Origin of the sequence: Mycobacterium cookii, from assembly GCF_010727945.1 — a bacterium.
In the GTDB taxonomy this organism is placed as follows: Bacteria; Actinomycetota; Actinomycetes; order Mycobacteriales; family Mycobacteriaceae; genus Mycobacterium; species Mycobacterium cookii.
In genome coordinates this window covers 5,153,631-5,174,330 of sequence record NZ_AP022569.1, presented here as the reverse complement: position 1 = coordinate 5,174,330, position 20,700 = coordinate 5,153,631, and the positions used below count along the sequence as shown (strand labels likewise).

The window sequence follows — 20,700 nt, the reverse complement described above, 5'->3', positions numbered from 1 at the left end:
GACGATAGCCCGACCGGGATCAGGCCGTCGGCGAGCCGCCCCACAGCGCGTTGAGCCAGAGCGCTTCGAGCACCCGCACACCCCGCTGGACGTCGCCGTCGGGGCCCAGGAACGCGGTGTCGCCGGAGAGCATCTGCGCCGTGGTCACCGACAGCGTCCGCACCAACGTCGCAATGTCGTCGCTGATCGGGTGCGCGGTGCCGGCCCGCAGTTCTTCTTCGACGATGCCGATGATCTGCTGCACCACGCCTTCGACCTGTTGATCGAGGAGGTCGCGGATCTCGGCGTCGGTGTTGCGCGCGGCGTTGCACGCCGACATCACCGGATCGTTGTGCGCATAGACCGCCGCCGCGCTGCCGACCATCCGCCGGGCGAACGCCGCCGGCGATTCATCCGGGGCGCGCGGCGCGAAATACTCCGTCAGCTCTTCGAGCTCATGGGTCGCGTCGGTCAGGATCTGCGCCAGCACCGCGTATTTCGAGTCGAAGTAGAAGTAGAAGCCGGACCGGGCCACCCCTGCACGGTCGCTGATGGTGCTCACCGACAGCTGCGCGAACGGCTTCTCCTCGAGCAGTTCGCGGACCGCCTGCACGATGGCCTGCCGCTGCCGGTCACCCCGTCGCCGCGGAACCGGCGGGACCGGTGCGTGATCGGCCGCACGGTCGGGCTCCTGCTCGATGCGCACCACACGACCTTGCACCACGCCCGGCGCAAAAGGAAACTTGACAGCCGTCAAGTCACGACTCAGGATGGCACCAGGTGACGCCCGCCACACAGCCGATCCACCCTCTGCGCACGCCCGACAGAAGGACAGTCAGAACATGTCGAAGGCCACCATCAGCACCCCGAACTACCTGCTCGATCAGGCGAAGCGCCGGCTGACGCCGTCGATCAACAACTTTCCCGGCATGGGCGCCGTGGAACGTCGGCTGCTGAACACGAACTGGACCCCGCGGAAGCTCGCGGACCCACCGCCGGACAGCGGACTCAAACCGGTCATGGGCGATCGTGGCCTGCCGGTCGTCGGCCACCTCATCGAGATGATGCGGGGAGGACCGGAGTACTTGCAATTTCTGTACGAAACCAAGGGTCCGGTCATCTTCGGTGACTCACCGGTATTACCGGGCGTCGCGGCGCTGGGTCCCGATGCAGCCCAGGTCATCTACTCCAACCGCAATAAGGACTACTCGCAGCAGGGCTGGGTGCCGGTGATCGGGCCCTTCTTCAACCGCGGCCTGATGTTGCTCGATTTCGAGGAGCACATGTTCCATCGGCGGATCATGCAGGAAGCGTTCGTCCGCTCCCGATTGGTCGGCTATGTCGAGCAGATGGACAAGGTCGTTTCGCAGGTGGTCGCTGAGGACTGGGTGGTCAACGACGCGCGTTTTCTGCTCTACCCGGCCATGAAGGAGCTCACCCTCGACATCGCCTCGATGGTGTTCATGGGCCACGAACCCGGCACCGACCACGAGTTGGTAACCAAGGTGAACAAGGCCTTCACCATCACCACCCGCGCCGGCAACGCGGTCATCCGCACCAGCGTGCCGCCGTTCACCTGGTGGCGCGGTCTCCAGGCCCGTCAGCTGCTGGAGAACTACTTCCGTGAGCGCGTCAAGGAGCGCCGCGGCAAGGACGGCAGCGACCTGCTCACTGTGCTGTGCCACACCGCCGACGAGGATGGCAACAGCTTCTCCGACGAGGACATCGTCAACCACATGATCTTCCTCATGATGGCAGCGCATGACACCTCGACATCGACCGCGACGACAATGGCCTACCACTTGGCCGCCAACGCCGAGTGGCAGGAACGCTGCCGCGACGAATCCGATCGGCTCGGCGACGGTCCGCTGGACATCGAGTCGCTCGAGAAGCTGGAATCGCTCGATTTGGTGATCAACGAGGCGATCCGGCTGGTGACGCCGGTGCAATGGGGGATGCGCCGGACGGTCCGCGACACCGAGTTGCTGGGCTACTACTTGCCTGCGGGCACAAACGTCATCGCGTACCCCGGCATGAACCATCGCCTGCCCGAGCTCTGGACCGATCCGCTGAAATTCGACCCCGACCGGTTCACCGAGCCGCGCAGCGAACACAAACGGCACCGTTATGCGTTTACGCCGTTCGGTGGCGGCGCGCACAAGTGCATCGGCATGACGTTCGGTCAGCTGGAGATCAAGACAATTTTGCACAGGCTGCTGCGCCGCTACCGCCTCGAGTTGCCCCGCCCGGGATACAAGCCGCGGTGGGACTACGGTGGCATGCCGATCCCGATGGACGGCATGCCGATCGTGCTGCGTCGCCTCTAACGACCCTCGGCGTACAGCCGGTTGGCGCAGGCGACGATCGCCGACAGCGCGGACTGGGTGGGGTCGTCAGAGCAGCCCATCGCCCACTCGGCGCGACGACCGTCGCTGCCCTGGACGAATGTCGCCGTTTTCCCGTCCGACTGCAACTGGTGGAACCGCAGCATCTCGACCGCGACACCGTGGTCGTAGAGCATCGCGGTCAGCGCGGCCACCGGGCCGGTCGCGGTTGCGGTCGCGATCGCGATGCGGTCGCCCAGCGCCAGCGTGGCCCGAAACGTCTGTGGCTGCGGCCCTTTGGCTGCGTCAGCGCACTCCCAGTGGCCCAGGCGCAGCGGTCCGGCACTCGGTGCGTACATCGCGGTGAACGCGCTCCACGACATGGCGTCGGCATCCTCGCGCAGCCCACGCGGCAGTGGGACGCCGTCGAAGAGCAGTGCCGAGGGTTCGGGTGGGGCGAGGGTGATGGTCATGTGCCGGTCTTCTCTGGTCTGAGGGAGTGACCGACGGGTAGTAGCTTCCGACCCACAGCGGGGGGTCGGTCTGGATCAGACCCCGCTGCGGGTGCTGGCTACTACGAGAAGATGTTGCACGTCGCCGAGGGTAGACGCCGAGCGGCGACGCGCGCAACTTAATTGATGCGGGTCACAGCCACCAGGACGCGGCGGCATCCAGGTGTCGCCGAACGCGGTGACGGGCCAGGCTGTCGTCGCCGTGCGCGATCGCCTCGATGATGCGCAGGTGTGCGTGCCGCACATCCACCAAATCGCCGTGGCTGGGGACCGGCCGGTCGGTACTGGCCCAGTGCCGGCGGAACAGCTCGACGAGGATCCGCAGGAACAGCTCCAACACGGCGTTGCCGGCCAGCGTCGCCAGCCCGGTGTGGAACAGGAACTCCTCGACGCCCGCTTTGCGCGGATCGTCGCCGGCCTCCTCGATCAGCGCTCGGTGCCGATCGAGGAAGGCACGCACCTCCGCAGTGTCGTGGCGCCTGACCACCTTTGCCACGTTGTCGATCTCGATCGCGTCGCGGATCATGCTGAGATCTTCGCGGCGGGGCTCTCGGTACTGCAGGTACAGCGCGATGGTATCGATGCTGGCCTGCGCCTGGGGTTCTGCCACCACCAATCCACCGCCGGGTCCGCGCCGCGTCGTGGCGACGGCGTGATATTCCAACAGCCGCACCGCTTCTCGCAGCACCGAGCGGCTGACCCGATAGCGTTCCAGCAACGCGACTTCGGTGCCGAACACCTCCCCCACTTGCCAGCCGCTGCTGGCGATGTCGTCGCGGATGGCGGCGGCCAGCACCTCGGCGAGCTTGCCGGGTGGCGCGTCGCGGTCGGGCACGTGCCGCGCACGTGGCTGGTGGTGGTCTTGCAGCCACGCGGTCACCGACTCTGCGTGCCGTTCGCTCAGTGTCATCGCGCGTGCCGCGTCGCCCGCGGTGACCGCGTCCACCACCGCCGAATGGTCGCGGTGACGCAGGTCGATCGCTTCGAGAGCATCGCGCGCGGAGGTCAGTCGGGAATCCTCGGCGTACCGGACGGTCAACCGCATGAGTATGTCGATAAAGAGTTGCAGCACCGGATTTTTCGACTGCTCGGCCAGCGCCGCGTGGAAATCGTCGTGCGGTCTTGCCGGATCGGGCGGATGGCCTTCCTCGGCGCGCAGCACCGCGCGCAACCGGTCGATGCCCACCTCGTCGATCCGTTGCGCGGCAAGCGATGCGGCCAACGGCTCCAACAGCAGGCGCGCATCCAGCAGATCGCCGATCGTGGTGCCCACGTATTCCAGATAGATGATGATCGCGTGGGTGGCCGGTGCGGCGTCGGGCTCACAGACCAGCAGTCCGCCGTTCGGACCGCGCCGCATCCGCGCCACCTGATGATGCTCGACGAGTCGCACGGCCTCCCGCAGCACCGACCTACTGACCCGGTAGCGCTGCTGCAGCGCCTGCTCGGAGCCCAGTGATTGCCCGACCGGCCAGCCGCGCCGGATGACGTCGGCCTCGATGCGACGGGCGATCTGCGAAGCTCGCTTATCCGGCCTCGGGTTTGCCGCCGCGAGGCTCAATTACGTTCTCGTACCGAATGATTCAGCATGTCAGCAACATGCATCCGGCGATCGGGCCACCGCCGACGGCCGCCACCGCCACCTCGGGTCGCCGCGGTGTCTGCCGCTCCCCCGCCTCACCGCGCAATTGCAGGCAGGTCTCGTGCAGCAGCCAGTAGCCGTGCATGCGGCCCGCGGAAAGTTGGCCACCGTAGGTGTTCAGCGGCAGCGCACCGTCCAGCGCGATCCGCTCGGCCCCTTCGACGAAGGGCCCGGCTTCCCCGTCGCCGCAGATGCCCAGCGCTTCCAGCCAGGCGAAGGCCAGGAAGGTGAAGCCGTCGTACAGCTCGGCCAGCTGAAGATCGGCGGGCGTCAGGTCCGTCCGCGACCACATCTGCGCCGCGGCGTCCGCTGATGCCATCTTCGGATAGTCCGCGCGGTGGAACCAGCCGCCGGCGCCGTCGGAGCCGCCGACCGCCTCGACTTTCACCGCCCGGTGCGGACAGTCCTTGGCGTAGTCGGCGGCCGACACCACGACTGCGATCGACCCGTCGATCGGGACGTCACAGTCCAGCAGCCCGAACGGCTCCGACACCATGCGCGCGCCCAGGTAGTCGTCCATCGTCATCGGCTCCCGGTACACCGCAAGGGGATTGAGCGCGGCGTTGCGCCTGCTGTTGATCGCCAGCCAACCCAACTGCTCTTTGGTCGTTCCGTACAGCTCCATGTGGCGGCGGCAGTTCAGCGCCAACCAGTTCGACGCGGAATACGCCTGCGCGGCAACGAGATCGTTGACGTCGTCCATCGGGCCCACCGCCGGCGGGGTCTCGCCCTCAGGAGTGTCGAACATCCGCGCCAGCGGTGGAGGTTCGGCGCTCTCGTCCTGCTTCACCGGGACCGTGCCGCCCAGCATCTGGATCGTCCGGTAGATGATCACGTGGCGCGCGTGACCCTCGGACACCGCCCGGCACGCCGAGATCACTGGGTTGAGCAGACCGCCGGTGCCGAATCCCGACCCGCAGTCGGCGGCCTCGATCCGCAGCGCGGCATTGACTTCGGCGGCGGGGGTGTCGCCCAGCGTGGCGACGCCGTCGATATCGGCAGCGGCCAGGCCGGCGTCCTCGATGGCGGTCCGCACCGCTTCCAGGGTGAGTTCGCGCCCGGGAATGCCGGTGCGACGGCCGATTCGGGAGATTCCGATGCCGGAAATGATCGCGTCTTTTTCGAAGTAGCTCATTGCCGCCGTCCGTTAGACCAACCCACCGCTCACCAACTCGAGCGAATTGAGTGTACTGTATTGCCCGTGTCGACCGAGACGACGTCGCAACTTCGCATTGCGCACTGCGACAAATGTGGGCGTTGGGTTCATCCCGCTGCCGCCGAATGCCGGGACTGCGGCGGCACATTGGTGGCACGGCCGGTCTCCGGCCGGGGCACGGTCTTCACCTACACGGTGAACCATCACGCGTTCAACCCGGAGATTCCCACCCCGTACGTGATCGCGCTCGTCGAACTCGCCGAGCAGAGCGGGCTGCGCATTGCCGCGAACATCGTTGACTGTGAACCGGATTCGGTGACGTGCGGCATGCGCGTCGAGGCACTGCCGGAGCCTGGCCCCGGCGGCGCCCCGCGCTTCGCACCCGCCCGCTAGTTGATCAGCGGATCGCGCGGCATGCCGAGGATCCGCTCGGCGATCTGATTGCGGGTCACCTCCGAGGTGCCGCCGGCGATCGCCATACCCCGGGCCCCCATCACCAGGCGCCCCGACAGCGCGCCGGGTCCGTCGAGCAGTGCGACCTCGGGCCCCACCAGTGCCGCCATGATCGCCGCACCCTCGATCATGTGCTCTGCCAGTTTCAGCTTGGTGACGTTGCCCTCTGGACCGGGGCCCGCTCCCTCGACGCTGCGTGCGACGCGGCGCAGGTTCAGCAATCGCAGGGCGTTCTCCTCGGCGAGATATGAGCCGAGGCGAATTCGCCCGCCCGCCAACCGATCCGGCTGGTCCAGGGTCAGCTTCACCAGTTGGTCGGCCAAACCTTCGTAGAACGAACCGCTGCCGCCGATGCTGACGCGCTCGTTGCCCAGCGTCGCCCTGGCCACCGTCCAACCGGTGTTGGGCTCCCCGACCACGTCCTCGTCGGGCACGAACAAGTCGTTGAAGAACACCTCGTTGAAGTCCGAGCCGCCGGTGATCTGCCGCAGCGGCCGCACCTCTACCTCGGGAGCCTTCATGTCGACGATCACCGTGGTGATGCCTGCGTGCTTGCGCGCCTCCGGGTCGGTGCGCACGGTGGCCAGCCCGCGCGCGCAGTAGTGCGCCCCGCTGGTCCACACCTTCTGCCCGTTGATCTTCCAGCCGCCGTCCACCCGGGTGGCCTTGGTCTTGATCGACGCCGCGTCCGAGCCGGCGTCGGGTTCGGAGAACAGCTGGCACCAGATCTCGTCTTTGCGTAGCGCCTTCTCGACGAATCGTTCGATCTGCCAATCGGTTCCGTGCTGGATGAGGGTCAGGATCACCCAGCCGGTAATCCCGTAGTCCGGTCGCTTGATGCCGGCGGCGCGGAACTCTTCCTCGATGACCAACTGCTCGACCGCGTCGGCGGCCCGGCCCCACGGCTTGGGCCAGTGCGGCATCACGTACCCGGTCTCGATCAGCTTGTCCCGCTGTGCCTGCTTGTCCAGCGCCGCGATCTCGGCGGCGTCGGCATGAATTCTGGTCCGCAGCTCTTCGGCCTCCGGGGGCAGGTCCAGGCTGTTCTCCCGGGCAGCGCCCGCGGCGGTGCGGTCGAACAGATCCCGGGCCGGTGCGTCGCCGCCGAACAACGCCGTCGTCACCAAGGCCCGGCGCAGGTGCAGGTGGGCGTCGTGCTCCCAGGTGAAGCCGATGCCACCATGCACCTGGATGTTCAGCTCGGAGTTCCGGGCGTACGCCGGAAATGCCAGCGCCGCAGCACAAGCCGCCGCGAACCGGAACTGCTCCTCGTCTTCGGACGCCGCGCGCGAGGCGTCCCACACCGAGGCGATCGCCGCTTCGGTGGCGACCAGCATGTTCGCGCAGTGGTGCTTGATGGCCTGGAAGGTGGCGATGGTGCGGCCGAACTGCTGGCGGACCTTGGCGTATTCGACGGCGGAGTCGACGCAATCCGCGGAGCCACCGACCGCCTCGGCAGCCAGTAGCGTCCGGGCGCGGGCGAGCAGGGATTCGCGTGCCCCCGGCAGGATTTCGCCGTCACCGACGCTGACGTTCTGCAGCGTGACGCGTCCGGAGCGCCGAGTCGGGTCCAGGTTCTCCGGCACCTCGACGGATACGCCGTCGCGGTCGCGTTCCAGCACCAGCACGTCGTCGCCCGCCGTGATCAGCAGCAGGCCACTCAGGCCTGCGCCCAGCACGACCCCGGCATCTCCGTCGGCGACCCCATTGCTCAGCGTGACCTGCCCGCCGAGACCGATGCCCGCGGCGACCGTCCCGTCGACCAATCCCGGGAGCAGCCGCGACTTCTGTTGTGCACTACCGTCTTTGGCGATCACCGCTGAGGCGATGACGGTCGGCACGAACGGGCCCGGCGCCACCGCGCGGCCGAGTTCGTCGATGACGACCACGAGTTCGGGCAGCCCGTAACCGGAGCCGCCGTGTTCTTCGTCGATGTGCAGGCCGAGCCAACCGAGCTCCACGATGCCCTGCCAGAACGCCGACGGCTCCTCCTCGGGCGCGTCGAGCAGTGACCGCGCGGCTGCACGAGCCTTCTGCGACGTCAGGAAACCGCGTGCGACCTCAGCGAGTTCGCGGTGGTCATCGGTCAGTGCGATACCCATACACGGGCCTTCCTCTTGGACGCCATCGACCAGTGGGAAAGAGTGTACTTAAATGCCCCAACCACCCAACCGGGTGGTCGGCCGGGCCGCGAAACAGAAGCCAGGGCTGCGATCGGGCTCGGATCACGACCGTGGCTTCTGACTCGCGCCGGCTACCGCGTCACTTGGGGGCGAAGCGCTGCCCGGCGTCCAGCCGCAGGCACTGGCCGTTGAGCATCGGGTTGTCGACGATGGCCGCGACCAGCTTCGCGTACTCCTCGGGCCGGCCCAGCCGCTTGGGGAACGCCGCGTCCTTGGTCAGCGCGGTGGCGTACTCGTCGGGAATGCCTTTGGTCAGCCCGGTCGCGAACAGGCTGGGCGCAATCGCCAGCACCCGGATGCCCAGCGAGCCGAGGTCGCGCGCCATGGTCAGACACATGCCGGCGATCCCGGCTTTGGCCGCGGTGTAGGCGACCTGGCCGATCTGGCCTTCGAAGGCCGCGATCGAGGCGGTGTTGATGATGACGCCCCGCTCCTCGTCCTCCGGCTCGTTTTGGCTCATGTAGCTGGCCGCCAGCCGGCTGATGTTGAAGGTGGCGATGAGGTTGAGATCGATCACCGACTGGAAGGACTCGAGGTCGTGCGGACCCGACTTCGACATCGTCCGCTTGGCGATACCGCCGCCGGCGGTGGTGACGGTGACGTGCAGGCCACCGAGCTTCTCGACCGCGTTTTTCAGGGTTTCCTCGGTGCCGGCGAAGTCGGTGACGTCGACCGGATAGAAGTCGCCGCCGATGCCGGCAGCGACGTCCTTGCCGTCCGAGCCTTCGCGGTCGAAGATTGCGACGCTGGCGCCGCGGGCGTGCAGCAACTCCGCGCTGGCGCGGCCCATGCCCGAGGCGCCGCCGATGACAATGACCTTCTTGCCGTTGATCTCCATCCAAACCTCCCTGTTTGTCCGTGCGGTGCCCGCAGGTTAGCTGCACGTTATCGCGGCCGTGCGTGACGTTGTCGGCCAGGCGTGTAAAGGTGGGCTGTGCAGCTGATCGACGTCGCGACAACCTCGGTTGACGTGGGCGGCTCGGCGTCGCGGCTGGCCAAGACCGCCCGAATCGCCGAACTGCTCGGCTACGCCGACGCCGATCCCACCCTGATCGCGATCGTCGTGGCGTGGCTCTCCGGTGAATTGCCGCAGCGCCAGATCGGGGTCGGCTATGCGGCGTTGCGGTCGCTGCCGCCCGCGGCCGCGCAACCGAGCTTGACCGTCGACGGCGTGCACGCCACCCTGTCGGCCATCGGCGCCGTCGCCGGGAAGGGCTCGCAGGCCCGGCGCGCCGAGCTGGTCGCCGAATTGTTCTCCTCCGCCACCGACGTCGAGCAGACGTTTCTGCGCCGCCTGCTGACCGGCGAGCTGCGCCAGGGCGCGCTGATCGGTGTGATGGCCGACGCTGTCGCCAAGGCCGCGCAGCTACCCGCCGCTGCGGTCCGACGCGCGGCGATGCTCGGCGGCGACCTGCCCGCCGTCGCGGCCGCGGCCCTGACGGGCGGCACGGCCGCACTCGACGCGTTCGCACTGCGGGTCGGTCAACCGGTCGGACCGATGCTGGCCCAGACCGCCGCCGGGGTAGCCGAAGCGCTGGAAAAGCTCGGCGGCGAAGGCATTTTCGAGGCAAAGCTGGATGGCGCTCGAGTGCAGATACATCGGGCGGGCGATCAGGTCACGGTGTACACCCGAAGCCTCGACAACGTCACCGCGCGCCTGCCCGAGGTGGTCGAGGCGACGCTGGCGTTGCCGGTCCGCGAGCTGATCGCCGACGGCGAGGCGATCGCGTTGCGCCCCGACGGCCGACCGCAGCCGTTCCAGGTCACCGGGTCGCGGTTCGGTCGATCCGTTGATGTCGCGGCCGCCCGCACCGCCCAGCCGTTGTCGGTGTTCTTCTTCGACATCCTGCATCGCGACGGCGTCGACCTGCTCGACGCGCCGGCCACCGAACGCGCGGCGGCTCTCGCCGACATCGTGCCAGCACGGAACCGGGTCGACCGGCTGATCACGGCGGATCCCGTTGCCGCAGGCGACTTTCTGGATGCGACGCTGGCCGCTGGGCACGAAGGAGTGATGGCCAAGTCGCTGACCGCGCCGTATGAGGCCGGCCGCCGCGGGGCCGGCTGGCTCAAGGTCAAGCCGGTGCACACGCTGGACTTGGTGGTGCTGGCGGTGGAGTGGGGATCGGGGCGGCGTCAAGGGAAATTGTCGAATATTCATCTGGGCGCCCTTGATCCGTCCACCGGCGGATTCACAATGCTGGGTAAAACTTTCAAAGGGATGACCGACAAGATGCTGGACTGGCAGACGGAGCGTTTCCGGGAACTGGCCGTGGGCGCTACCGACGGCTATGTGGTGACGGTCCGGCCGGAACAGGTCGTGGAGGTGGCGTTCGACGGGGTCCAGACCTCCTCGCGCTACCCCGGCGGCCTGGCGCTGCGGTTCGCCCGGGTGCTGCGCTACCGCGACGACAAGGGCCCCGACCAGGCCGACACCATCGACACCGTGCGCGCCCTGCACGGCAGGTGAGGGCTAGGGAGGCACAGTGGCACCGCAGCACCTGACGTACATCCACACCGACGCCGACCTTCCGCCGGTTGCCGTCATCGACCGCTCCCCCATCGGCATCGGGCAGAAGGTCGCCTTCGCCGTCATCGCCCTGCTCGGTGCGGTGGCCTGGGCGGTCATCGCGTTCGTTCGCGGCGAGACGGTCAACGCGGTGTGGTTCGTCGTCGCGGCGATCTGCACCTACGTCATCGGATACCGGTTCTACGCAAGGCTGATCGAGGCCAAGATCGTCCATCCGCGCGACGACCACGCCACCCCGGCCGAGATCGTCGACGACGGCACCGATTACGTGCCGACCGACCGGCGGGTGTTGTTCGGCCACCATTTCGCCGCGATCGCCGGGGCCGGGCCGCTGGTCGGTCCGGTGCTGGCGACCCAGATGGGCTATCTGCCATGCAGCATCTGGATCATCGTCGGCGCGGTGTTCGCCGGTGCCGTGCAGGACTACCTGGTGCTGTGGATCTCCACTCGACGACGGGGCCGGTCGCTGGGCCAGATGGCCCGCGACGAACTCGGAGCCCTCGGCGGCGGCGCCACGCTCGTCGGGACCCTCGTCATCATGGTGATCATCATCGCGGTGCTGGCGCTGGTGGTGGTGCGGGCACTGGCCCAGAGCCCGTGGGGAGTGTTCTCCATCGCAATGACCATCCCCATCGCGTTGTTCATGGGTTGCTATCTGCGATTCCTCCGGCCGGGGCGGGTTGCCGAGGTGTCGGTGATCGGTTTCGTTTTGTTGATGCTCGCCGTGGCTTCCGGGAACTTCGTCGGCGAGACAGCTTGGGGTGCAACGTGGTTGAACCTGTCTCCAGTGACGGTGTCGTGGCTGATCGTCGGCTACGGCTTCGTCGCGTCGGTGCTGCCGGTGTGGTTGCTGCTCGCGCCGCGCGATTACCTCTCGACGTTCATGAAGGTCGGCGCGATCGCCTTGCTGGCGATCGGTATCTGCATCGCACACCCGGTCATGCATGCGCCGGCCATCTCGCGCTTCGCCGCGGCCGGCGACGGGCCGGTGTTCGCCGGGTCGTTGTTCCCCTTTCTGTTCATCACGATCGCGTGCGGTGCGTTGTCGGGATTCCACGCGCTGATCTCCTCTGGCACAACGCCGAAACTGCTGGAGAAGGAAAGCCAGATGCGGCTGATCGGCTACGGCGGCATGCTGACCGAGTCGTTCGTCGCGGTGATGGCACTGATCAGCGCCGCAATCCTGGACCAGCACTTGTACTTCACGCTCAACGCGCCGGTCGCCCGCACCGGCGGCACCGCGACAACCGCTGCCGACTACGTCAATCATCTTGGCCTGTCCGGACTCCCAGCGACGGGCCGTCAACTCAGTGAGGCCGCCGCCAGCGTCGGCGAGAAGTCGATCGTGTCGCGAACCGGTGGCGCGCCGACGCTGGCGGTGGGCATGTCCGAAGTGCTGCAACGGGTTTTCGGCGGCACCGGCCTCAAGGCATTCTGGTACCACTTCGCGATCATGTTCGAGGCCCTGTTCATCCTGACCGCCGTCGACGCCGGCACCCGGGTCGCACGCTTCATGCTGTCCGATGCGTTGGGCAACCTCGGTGGTCCGCTGGCGAAGCTACGAAACCCGAGTTGGCTTCCCGGCGTGTGGATCTGCAGCCTGGCGGTGGCCGCGGCGTGGGGAAGCATTCTGCTGATGGGGGTGACCGATCCGCTGGGCGGCATCAACACGCTGTTCCCGCTGTTCGGTATCGCCAACCAGTTACTGGCCGCGATCGCCCTGACCGTCGTGACCGTCGTCGTGATCAAGAAGGGTTATCTGGCGTGGGCGTGGATTCCGGGGGTTCCGCTGCTCTGGGATCTGGCCGTCACCTTGACCGCGTCGTGGCAGAAGGTCTTCTCGTCCGATCCCAGCGTAGGCTACTGGACGCAACACTTTCAGTACGCCGCCGCCCAGGCAGCCGGTAAGTCGGCTTTCGGGTCGGCGAAGACACCGCAGCAGCTGGCCGACGTGGTCAGGAACACCTTCGTCCAAGGCACGCTGTCGATCCTGTTCGCCGCGGTAGTGGTGATTGTGTTTGTGACGGCAATCATCGTGGTATGCAAGACGATTGGCGGTAGCGGCATTCCACTCAGCGAGGACGGGCCGGTACCCTCCACGAGGTTTGCGCCCGCGGGCATCGTCGCCACGTCGGGAGAACGAGCAGTACAACGACAGTGGGACGCACTGCACCTCACGTCACCGGAAAGAGCAACCACGGAATCTCCTGGCAATGTGTCGTCGTCCTGAATTCACAGCCGCCGCATAGCCTCACGCCGGCGGCTGCCGATCGAACCAAAGCAGCGTCAGCTCTGCTCGAGCCAACGGGCGATCTTGCCGGCGGTCTCACCGTAGAACGTGCGGTAGACGGCGTCGGCCACGTAGCCGATGTGCGGCGTGGCGACGACGGTGTCCAGCGATCGCAGCGGGTGCCCGGACGGCAACGGCTCGGTGTCGAAGACGTCGAGCCCGGCTCCGGCGATTCGCTGCGATCGCAAAGCGTCGACGAGAGCCGACTCGTCGACGATCGGGCCGCGAGATGTGTTGACTAGCAATGCCGTTGGTTTCATGAGCGCCAACTCGTCGGCACCGACCAGACCGCGGGATCGCTCACTGAGTACAAGATGGATGGTTAAAACGTCTGCGCGGCTGAATAATTCGTCTCTGGACACATAGGTCGCGCCTGCTTGTTCGGCGGCTTCGGGGGTCAGGTTCGTGCTCCACGCGATGACGTCCATGCCGAACGCCGTGCCGACCCGCGCCACTCGTGCGCCGATCCGGCCCAGACCCAGCACACCGAGAACCGAACCGCCCAGTTGCCGACCGACCGACGTCTGCCAGCCACCGGAGCGCACCGAGATGCTCTCGTCGACGATCCGGCGGCCGGCGGCCAGGATCAGCGCCCAGGTCAGTTCGACGGTCGACTCGATAAAGCCACCGGTCGTGCTGACGTGGATGCCGAGGTCCTTGGTGGCCGTCATGTCGATGGCGGCGTTGAACGGCCCCGTGGAGGCGATCAGCTTCAGCCGTGGCAACCGCTCGAGAACGCTTCGCGGCAACGGGGTGCGTTCGCGCATCACGCACACGACGTCGAACGGCGCCAGCCGCTCGACGAGGTCGCCCTGATCGGCGACGTGATCGGTGAAGACGGTGATCTCGGCGCGCGCCGCCACCTTTGACCAGTCGGCCATGCTCAATGCGACGTTCTGGTAGTCGTCGAGGATCGCGACCTGCATCGTGCCAATTTCGCACACCAGGTTTGACCGGTTTTGGCTGCGGGTAGTTATCCGGTCGCGAAGCGAGAAGTCCTTAAGACGAGGGAGTTGGAACATGGGCGCCCACGAAAAAGTGAGCAACAAGATCGATGACGTCGCCGGTAAGGCCAAGGAAGCGTTCGGCAAGGCCACCGACGACCACAGTACCGAGGCCGAAGGCAAGATCGATCAGGCGAAGGCCAGCGTCAAGGACGCGGTTGAGAACGTGAAGGACGCCTTCAAGAAGTAATCACCTAGACCAGCACAAAGGACGGCCACCGGTGGACCCGACCCCGGTGGTCTTCCGCTGTTTCGGGGCAAAAATGCCGATCCAGGGTGGGATTACCGAAAACGGGTAACCGACCCGCACGCACGGCGTGAGGAAGAACAATGATCGGAACGGTTGTCAGCGCAATATTTGTGGGCTTGCTCGTTGGCGCTCTCGCGCGAATCATTCTCCCGGGTAAACAAAGCATCGGCGTCATCATGACGATCCTGCTCGGCGCGATCGGCTCGTTCGTCGGGTCGTGGGTGACCTACAAGTTGGCGTATCCCGCCGAGAACGGCGGGTTCAGGCTCACGGCTTTCCTGGTCGGCATCATCGTGGCGATGGTGTTGATCTCGGCCTACGTCGGAATCACCGGCCGGCGCCGTCGTGCCATCCGTTAAGCATGCCGACCTGAGGCACTGCCTTCCGGTGGTTCGTTGACCGCAAACACGAACGGCGCGAATACGACTTCCCGGCCGTCGGGGTCGCGGTAGGTGACCGCCCCGGTCGCCGCCCAATACGGGTGGGATTCAACGGGTTCCATGCCCGCCGCGGCAAGTCGCGCCGTCGCTTGCTGCTGTGCCGCCGTGTCGGGAAAGTACAGGCACAGCTGCTCATGGCTGTCGACGGCAACCGACTCGGTGGCCTCGACGATCTCGAAGGTCAGCGCCGATCCGGGCATACCGAAAATCGCTCCCGTACTGCCGTAGCTTTCGGCGAATGTCGCGCAGACCGGCAAGCCGACCAGGTCGCGATAGAACCGAACGGTTGACTCGAAATGCGCTGAGCGACGGGCAAATCGGATTGCGCCGATCGCGGTGAGCCCATCTGGCCAGCCAACGGGCGCTGGCATACGAATTGTCATGCGAGAAACCGTAGAACCTCAACCGATGTTGAGGTCAAGCCTGCAGCATGCCCGCAATTGACGATCAACCCGTCGTCGCGAGGACGTGAGCTCGCGTTAACCTAACGGACTTCATTTCTGCGCTCAGCGTGCAAAAACCGCTGTCAGAATGACCGCCTGCGCACCGAGCGGCCACCATCTCAAGCGAGTAGGACCCACGATGACCGATGTCGATCAGACGCCCGCTGACGGACTGTCTGCCAGCCCGAGGCCCGCTGACCTGACCGAGCACTCCCGCACCGGAATGGGTGCGGCGGCGCTGCAGCGGGCAATCGCCGATCACCTGCGGTACTCGATCGGCCGACCGGCGGCGGCGCTGCGCCCCGAGCACTACTACCGAGCGCTAGCGCTGGCCGTGCGCGACCGCATGCAGGACCGCCGCGTGGCGTCGACGCAGACTTCGCTGGATCTCGGTCGCAAAGTCACCTGCTATCTGTCGGCCGAATTCTTGATGGGCCCGCAGCTCGGCAACAACCTGCTGAACCTCCGCATGGAGGGGGCGGCCAAGACCGCCCTGACCGCGATGGGTCAGAACCTGGACGAGGTCCTGGCGTGCGAACCCGAGCCCGGCTTGGGCAACGGTGGGCTCGGCCGGCTCGCCGCCTGCTACCTGGACTCGTTGGCCACCCTCGAGCGGCCGGCCATCGGCTACGGCATCCGCTACGAATTCGGCATCTTCAACCAGCAGATCCAGGACGGCTGGCAGGTCGAGAAGACCGACAACTGGCTGGTCAACGGAAATCCCTGGGAGATCGCCAAGCCCGACGTCAACTATCTGGTCAAGTGGGGCGGCTACGCCGAGCACTACACCGACGAGGCCGGCACCGAGCGGTCCCGGTGGGTGGCCGGGCGACTGCTGAAGGGCGTCGCCTACGACACCCCCGTCCAGGGCTACGGCGTCAACACCTGCAACGTGCTGACGCTGTGGAGCGCGCGGGCCGTCGAGTCGTTCGCGCTCGAGGCCTTCAACACCGGCGACTACTACAAGGCTGTCGAGGACGAGGTGACCTCGGAAACGGTCACCAAGGTGATCTACCCCAACGACGAGCCGGAGGCCGGCAAGAGGTTGCGCCTGCTGCAGCAGCACTTCTTCGTATCGTGCTCACTGCAGCACATCCTGCACATCATGGATGACCTTGCCGACGCGGGCGTGCGGGAACTTCCCGAGCGATTCGCCGTGCAGCTCAACGACACTCACCCGGCGATCGCGGTCGCCGAGCTGCTGCGGCTGCTGATCGACGAGCGCCACCTGGACTGGGACGAGGCGTGGGATATCACCGTCGCGACGTTCGGTTACACCAACCACACCCTGCTGCCCGAGGCACTGGAGACCTGGCCGCTGGAGATGTTCTCCGAGTCGCTCCCCCGCCATCTCGAGATCATCTACGAGATCAATCACCGCTTCCTCGACGAGGTCCGGGCGAAGTTCCCCGGCGACGGCGACCGGCTCCGCCGAATGTCCATCATCGGCGAGGACGGCAACAAGAACGTCCGGATGGCACACCTCGCCACCGTGGGCAGCCACGCCATCAACGGTGTCGCCGCGCTGCACTCAGATCTGCTGAAAGCCAGTGTCCTCAAAGACTTCTACGAGATGTGGCCGGAACGGTTCAGCAACAAGACCAACGGCGTGACACCGCGCCGCTTCCTCGCATTGGCCAACCCCGGGCTGCGGGAGCTGCTCGACCGCACGGTCGGCGACGGCTGGCTCACCGATCTGGACCGCCTCCGTGGACTGGAGCCGTTCGTCGAGGATGCGTCGTTCCGTCAGCAGTGGCGCGACGTCAAACGCAACAACAAGGCCCGGCTGGCGAAATACGTCCTCTCCGCGACCGGCGTCGAGCTGAACCCGAACTGGCTCTTCGACATTCAGGTCAAACGTATCCACGAGTACAAGCGGCAGCACCTCAACGTCCTGCACATCATCGCGCTGTACCACCGGCTCAAGCAGAACCCGGAACTATCAATTCCACCGCGCGCCTTCATCTTCGGCGGGAAGGCCGCGCCCGGCTACTTCATGGCCAAGCGGATCATCAAGCTGATCAACTCGGTGGCCGAGACGGTCAACGCGGACCCGGACGTCAACAAGTTCATCAAGGTGGCGTTCGTGCCGAACTTCAACGTCAAGAACGCACACCTGGTTTACCCCGCCGCCAACCTGTCCGAGCAGATCTCCACCGCCGGCAAGGAGGCATCGGGCACCGGGAACATGAAGTTCATGATCAACGGGGCGCTCACCATCGGCACCCTGGACGGGGCGAATGTCGAGATGCGCGACGAGGTCGGCGGCGAGAACTTCTTCCTGTTCGGTCTCACCGAGGACGAGGTCCAGGCGGTGAAGGCGCAGGGGTACTGCCCGTCCGACTATGTCGACGGCAACAAGGAACTCAGCGCCGTGCTGGATCTCATTGCCCGAGGCACGTTCTCGCACGGTGACACCGACGTGTTCATGCCGCTGGTGGACAACCTGTGCTATGACGACCCATTCCTGGTCTGCGCGGACTACGCGTCCTACGTCGACTGCCAGGACCGGGTGAGTGCCGCGTGGCTGGACGGCGAGTCGTGGACGAAGATGTCGATCCTGAACACCGCACGCAGCGGCAAGTTCTCGTCGGACCGGGCCATCGCCGAGTACTGCGACGACATCTGGCAGGTCTGGCCGCTGAAAGTGACCGTCTAAGCGGCAGGCGACCGTCTCAGCGGCGAAAAGCCGTCCGGTCTCAGACGATCTCGCGGGCGACGAACACGACCACGTAGCCGATCGGGATACCGGTCTGCTCGGCGATGCATTCGCGGGCGACCAGTTCGATGGCGGCCCGTCGGCTTGCGCGAGCAGACGCGCCGATCTCGGGAATCCGGACCATCCATCCGTCGGTGTCGCGGATGACCTCGATGTCAAAGCACTGACCGACGGTCGGGCCTGTCACCCGCGGGGCAACACGTCGGGTACGGGTGCTGCCGAAAGACTGTGGGCGCCGAAGAGTGGGCTGCTGAATTGGCATGAGAGCTTTCCTGAGTCGAGAAAGGACCGCGGACAAGCGTAATCCGCATCAAGGTCAAAAACCTAATCCAGCGGATTCGTCAGCTTCGTGTCTTTCCTTGTTCACCATTCCGTGCGTCGGGGGCCGGCGTTGTCAGTAGAGTGACTTCGTCTCTGCGAAAGTAGAGTGACGGCGACCCCGCGAAAGGACGAACGACATTGAGTAACGCCATCGCCACCGACCCTGGGGTGGAAAACAGCAGCTCAGGGTTGATTCCCGTGTTCAACCCGTCCACCGAGGAGCAGATCGCCGAAGTCCCCGACGCCGACCAGGCGGCCGTCGACGCGGCAGTGGCCCGCGCCCGTGAGACGTTCGAGTCTGGCGTGTGGCGCAAACTGCCCGCCGCGCGTCGCGCCGAGGTGCTCTTCCGGGCCGCGGAGATCGTCAAGCAACGCACTGACGAGCTCGCCGGGCTGGAGTCCAAAGACAACGGCATGAACGCGGTCGCCGCGCAGCAGATCATCAAGGTCGCCAACGAGATGCTGCTGTACTACGCGGGCTGGGTCGGCAAGATCCACGGCGAGTCGAGCAACGTCGTATCCGACGGGCTGCTCGGTCACTACGAAAGCTTCCACAACTTCACTCAGCTCGAGCCGGTCGGCGTCGCCGGCCTGATCATTCCGTGGAACGGGCCGTTCTTCGTCGCGATGCTCAAGGCCGCGCCGGCGCTGGCGGCCGGCTGCAGCTGTGTCCTCAAGCCCGCCGAGGAGACGCCGCTGACCGCGCTGAAACTCGAGGAGATCTTCCGCGAGGCGGGTCTGCCCGACGGCGTCTTCAACGTGATCACCGGCTACGGCGAGACCGCGGGTGCCGCGCTGGCCGCGCATCCCGACGTCGACAAGATCGCGTTCACCGGGTCGACGGAGGTCGGCCGGCTGATCGTCAAGGCCGCCGCGGGCAACCTCAAGCGCCTGACGCTCGAGCTCGGCGGCAAGTCACCGCTGATCATGTTCGACGACGCCAACCTCGACAAGGCGATCATGAACGCGAGTCTGGGCCTGCTCGCGGGCTCGGGGCAGAACTGTTCGTGCACCTCACGCATCTATGTGCAGCGCGGTATCTACGACCAGGTCGTGGAAGGCATTGCGGCCTTCGCCAAGATGTTGCCGATGGGCGGCAGCGAAGACCCCGACTCCGTGCTCGGGCCGCTGATCAGCGAGAAGCAGCGCCAGCGCGTGGAAGGCATTGTCGCCGAGGGTGTTTCACGCGGCGCCGAGATCATCACCGGCGGCCAGCGGATGGACCGCCGCGGCTTCTTCTACGAGGCGACGATCATCACCAACACCCAGCCGGACATGCGGCTGATCCGCGAGGAGATCTTCGGCCCAGTCGGCTGCATCATTCCGTTCGACGACGAGGACGAGGTGCTCGCCGCCGCCAACGACACGGAATACGGTCTGGCCGGGGCCATCTGGACCGAGAACGTCGGCCGGGCGCACCGTGTCGCCAATGAGCTTCGCGCCGGCCAGGTCTGGGTGAACTGCGCCCTCGGCGCAGACCCGTCGATGCCGATCTGCGGCCACAAGCAATCCGGGTGGGGCGGCGAGCGTGGCAAGAAGGGTATCGAGGCCTACTTCAACACCAAGGCGGTCTACGTCAGCCTCTGATCGGCCGGCCGAAACGCGGCCGTCGCATCACCGCTCTGGGTCTACGAAGACCGGCTGCTCCTTCGACATTCCAGCGATCACCGCGGCGATCTGATTGGGTTTGCCGATCAGCCCGCTCTGCAACTCGGACTCACGTTTCAGGGCGGCCGCGGCGTCGTCGCTGACCCATGTCTCGTCGTAGAGGCGTTTGGCGGCCCGGACGGCATCAGGAGATTTCTGCGCGATCTCGCCGGCGAGCTCAAGCGCCGAGGCCAGCGGATCGGCACTGGTTCGCGTGACCAGCCCGATCGCCAAAGCGTCGCTCCCAGAGACGATGCGGCCGCTGAACGTCAGCTCCTTCGCGACGTCGATGGGTATCAATCGCGGCAGCGTCTGCGTGATGCCCATGTCGGGAACGAGGCCCCATTTGATCTCCATGATGGACAGCTTCGCGTCGGGCGCGGCGATCCGGATGTCGGTGCCCAGCGCGATCTGCAGGCCGCCGCCGAAGCAATTCCCGTGAATCGCGGCGATGACCGGCGCCGGCACCAACGACCAGTCGTAGGCCACCCGCTGAGCGAAGTTGGCCAGCCGGTCGCCGTCGCGCTCCAGCAACACCCCGGTACCACCCTGCCCGGACATGAAACTGGCAACGTCGAGGCCCGAGCAGAAGCTTTTGCCCTCGCCGTGCAGCACGACTGCGCGAACCGACGTGTTCCCTGCCAACTGCTCTGCGGCGTTCGCCAAGGCTTCGAACATGGCTTGGTCGAGCGCGTTGTGTTTGTCGGCGCGCACCATCGTCACCGTCGCCACGCCGTTGGGCCCAAGCTGCACACGAACTCTGTCTTCGCTCACGCGTGGGAACTTACCCCGGCGCAGCCGCGGAGA

Annotated in this window: 18 protein-coding genes; 8 read left to right on the top strand and 10 right to left on the bottom strand. The window is 66.3% G+C overall.

From position 1 onward, the window contains the following. Nucleotides 1–19: 19 nt before the first annotated feature. Entirely contained in the window at nucleotides 20–685 is a 666-nt protein-coding gene (locus tag G6N27_RS24310; protein WP_372512949.1) for a TetR/AcrR family transcriptional regulator, read from the bottom strand. Nucleotides 686–821: 136 nt separating this feature from the next. On the opposite strand from G6N27_RS24310, the gene G6N27_RS24305 reads away from it, so the two are divergent. Further along, nucleotides 822–2,306, top strand: a complete 1,485-nt coding sequence (locus G6N27_RS24305) for a cytochrome P450 (protein WP_163780892.1) — start codon at nucleotides 822–824, stop codon at nucleotides 2,304–2,306. Here the strand turns inward: G6N27_RS24305 and G6N27_RS24300 are convergent. The 3 genes from G6N27_RS24300 to G6N27_RS24290 form a co-directional block, all read right to left on the bottom strand. After that, complete coding sequence (locus G6N27_RS24300; protein ID WP_163780890.1) at nucleotides 2,303–2,776, bottom strand: 2-isopropylmalate synthase; 474 nt, start codon at nucleotides 2,774–2,776, stop codon at nucleotides 2,303–2,305. The two genes, G6N27_RS24305 and G6N27_RS24300, sit on opposite strands and share 4 nt — an antisense overlap. 172 nt (nucleotides 2,777–2,948) lie before the next feature. Then, entirely contained in the window at nucleotides 2,949–4,376 is a 1,428-nt protein-coding gene (locus G6N27_RS24295; protein WP_163780887.1) for a FadR/GntR family transcriptional regulator, read from the bottom strand. Between the two features lie 22 nt (nucleotides 4,377–4,398). Further along, entirely contained in the window at nucleotides 4,399–5,592 is a 1,194-nt protein-coding gene (locus tag G6N27_RS24290; RefSeq protein WP_163780886.1) for a thiolase family protein, read from the bottom strand. A gap of 60 nt (nucleotides 5,593–5,652) precedes the next feature. Here G6N27_RS24290 and G6N27_RS24285 point away from each other — a divergent pair, with 60 nt between their 5' ends. Next, on the top strand, nucleotides 5,653–6,006 hold the full coding sequence (locus G6N27_RS24285; RefSeq protein WP_372512950.1) for a Zn-ribbon domain-containing OB-fold protein: 354 nt from the start codon (nucleotides 5,653–5,655) through the stop codon (nucleotides 6,004–6,006). Here G6N27_RS24285 and G6N27_RS24280 read toward each other — a convergent pair. Continuing rightward, the gene (locus G6N27_RS24280; RefSeq protein WP_163780882.1) at nucleotides 6,003–8,168 is read right to left on the bottom strand and encodes an acyl-CoA dehydrogenase; all 2,166 of its coding nucleotides are present in this window, start codon (nucleotides 8,166–8,168) and stop codon (nucleotides 6,003–6,005) included. The two genes, G6N27_RS24285 and G6N27_RS24280, sit on opposite strands and share 4 nt — an antisense overlap. Before the next feature lie 160 nt (nucleotides 8,169–8,328). After that, a complete protein-coding gene (locus G6N27_RS24275) occupies nucleotides 8,329–9,087 on the bottom strand; it encodes an SDR family NAD(P)-dependent oxidoreductase (RefSeq protein ID WP_163780880.1) in 759 nt (252 codons plus the stop codon). A 96-nt stretch (nucleotides 9,088–9,183) separates the two neighbouring features. On the opposite strand from G6N27_RS24275, the gene G6N27_RS24270 reads away from it, so the two are divergent. Both G6N27_RS24270 and G6N27_RS24265 read left to right on the top strand, forming a co-directional pair. Continuing rightward, nucleotides 9,184–10,719, top strand: coding sequence for an ATP-dependent DNA ligase (locus G6N27_RS24270; RefSeq protein WP_163780878.1), 1,536 nt, complete (start codon nucleotides 9,184–9,186; stop codon nucleotides 10,717–10,719). 16 nt (nucleotides 10,720–10,735) lie between these two features. Then, nucleotides 10,736–13,009 (top strand): carbon starvation CstA family protein, encoded by a 2,274-nt coding sequence (locus tag G6N27_RS24265; protein ID WP_163780876.1) that lies wholly within the window; start codon nucleotides 10,736–10,738, stop codon nucleotides 13,007–13,009. Between the two features lie 56 nt (nucleotides 13,010–13,065). Here the strand turns inward: G6N27_RS24265 and G6N27_RS24260 are convergent, their stop codons facing one another. Continuing rightward, the gene (locus tag G6N27_RS24260; RefSeq protein WP_163780874.1) at nucleotides 13,066–13,995 is read right to left on the bottom strand and encodes a D-2-hydroxyacid dehydrogenase family protein; all 930 of its coding nucleotides are present in this window, start codon (nucleotides 13,993–13,995) and stop codon (nucleotides 13,066–13,068) included. A 94-nt stretch (nucleotides 13,996–14,089) separates the two neighbouring features. Here G6N27_RS24260 and G6N27_RS24255 point away from each other — a divergent pair, with 94 nt between their 5' ends. Continuing rightward, complete coding sequence (locus G6N27_RS24255; protein WP_163780872.1) at nucleotides 14,090–14,263, top strand: CsbD family protein; 174 nt, start codon at nucleotides 14,090–14,092, stop codon at nucleotides 14,261–14,263. A gap of 140 nt (nucleotides 14,264–14,403) precedes the next feature. Next, nucleotides 14,404–14,682 carry a GlsB/YeaQ/YmgE family stress response membrane protein gene (locus tag G6N27_RS24250; RefSeq protein ID WP_163780870.1) on the top strand — a complete coding sequence of 93 codons (279 nt, stop codon included), beginning with the start codon at nucleotides 14,404–14,406 and terminating at the stop codon, nucleotides 14,680–14,682. Here the strand turns inward: G6N27_RS24250 and G6N27_RS24245 are convergent. After that, nucleotides 14,679–15,146 carry a VOC family protein gene (locus tag G6N27_RS24245; protein ID WP_197746518.1) on the bottom strand — a complete coding sequence of 156 codons (468 nt, stop codon included), beginning with the start codon at nucleotides 15,144–15,146 and terminating at the stop codon, nucleotides 14,679–14,681. The two genes, G6N27_RS24250 and G6N27_RS24245, sit on opposite strands and share 4 nt — an antisense overlap. A 283-nt stretch (nucleotides 15,147–15,429) precedes the next feature. Between G6N27_RS24245 and G6N27_RS24240 the strand changes: the two genes are divergently transcribed. Beyond that, nucleotides 15,430–17,865: a glycogen/starch/alpha-glucan phosphorylase gene (locus G6N27_RS24240; protein ID WP_232065175.1), complete on the top strand. Its 2,436-nt coding sequence runs from the start codon at nucleotides 15,430–15,432 to the stop codon at nucleotides 17,863–17,865. A gap of 40 nt (nucleotides 17,866–17,905) precedes the next feature. Here G6N27_RS24240 and G6N27_RS24235 read toward each other — a convergent pair whose 3' ends face one another. After that, nucleotides 17,906–18,049 (bottom strand): long chain fatty acid-CoA synthetase Faa4p, encoded by a 144-nt coding sequence (locus G6N27_RS24235; RefSeq protein ID WP_163782290.1) that lies wholly within the window; start codon nucleotides 18,047–18,049, stop codon nucleotides 17,906–17,908. Between the two features lie 335 nt (nucleotides 18,050–18,384). Between G6N27_RS24235 and G6N27_RS24230 the strand changes: the two genes are divergently transcribed. Then, on the top strand, nucleotides 18,385–19,833 hold the full coding sequence (locus G6N27_RS24230) for an aldehyde dehydrogenase family protein (protein WP_179963327.1): 1,449 nt from the start codon (nucleotides 18,385–18,387) through the stop codon (nucleotides 19,831–19,833). A 27-nt stretch (nucleotides 19,834–19,860) separates the two neighbouring features. Here G6N27_RS24230 and G6N27_RS24225 read toward each other — a convergent pair whose 3' ends face one another. Beyond that, nucleotides 19,861–20,667, bottom strand: a complete 807-nt coding sequence (locus G6N27_RS24225; protein WP_163780865.1) for a crotonase/enoyl-CoA hydratase family protein — start codon at nucleotides 20,665–20,667, stop codon at nucleotides 19,861–19,863. Between the last annotated feature and the right edge of the window lie 33 nt (nucleotides 20,668–20,700).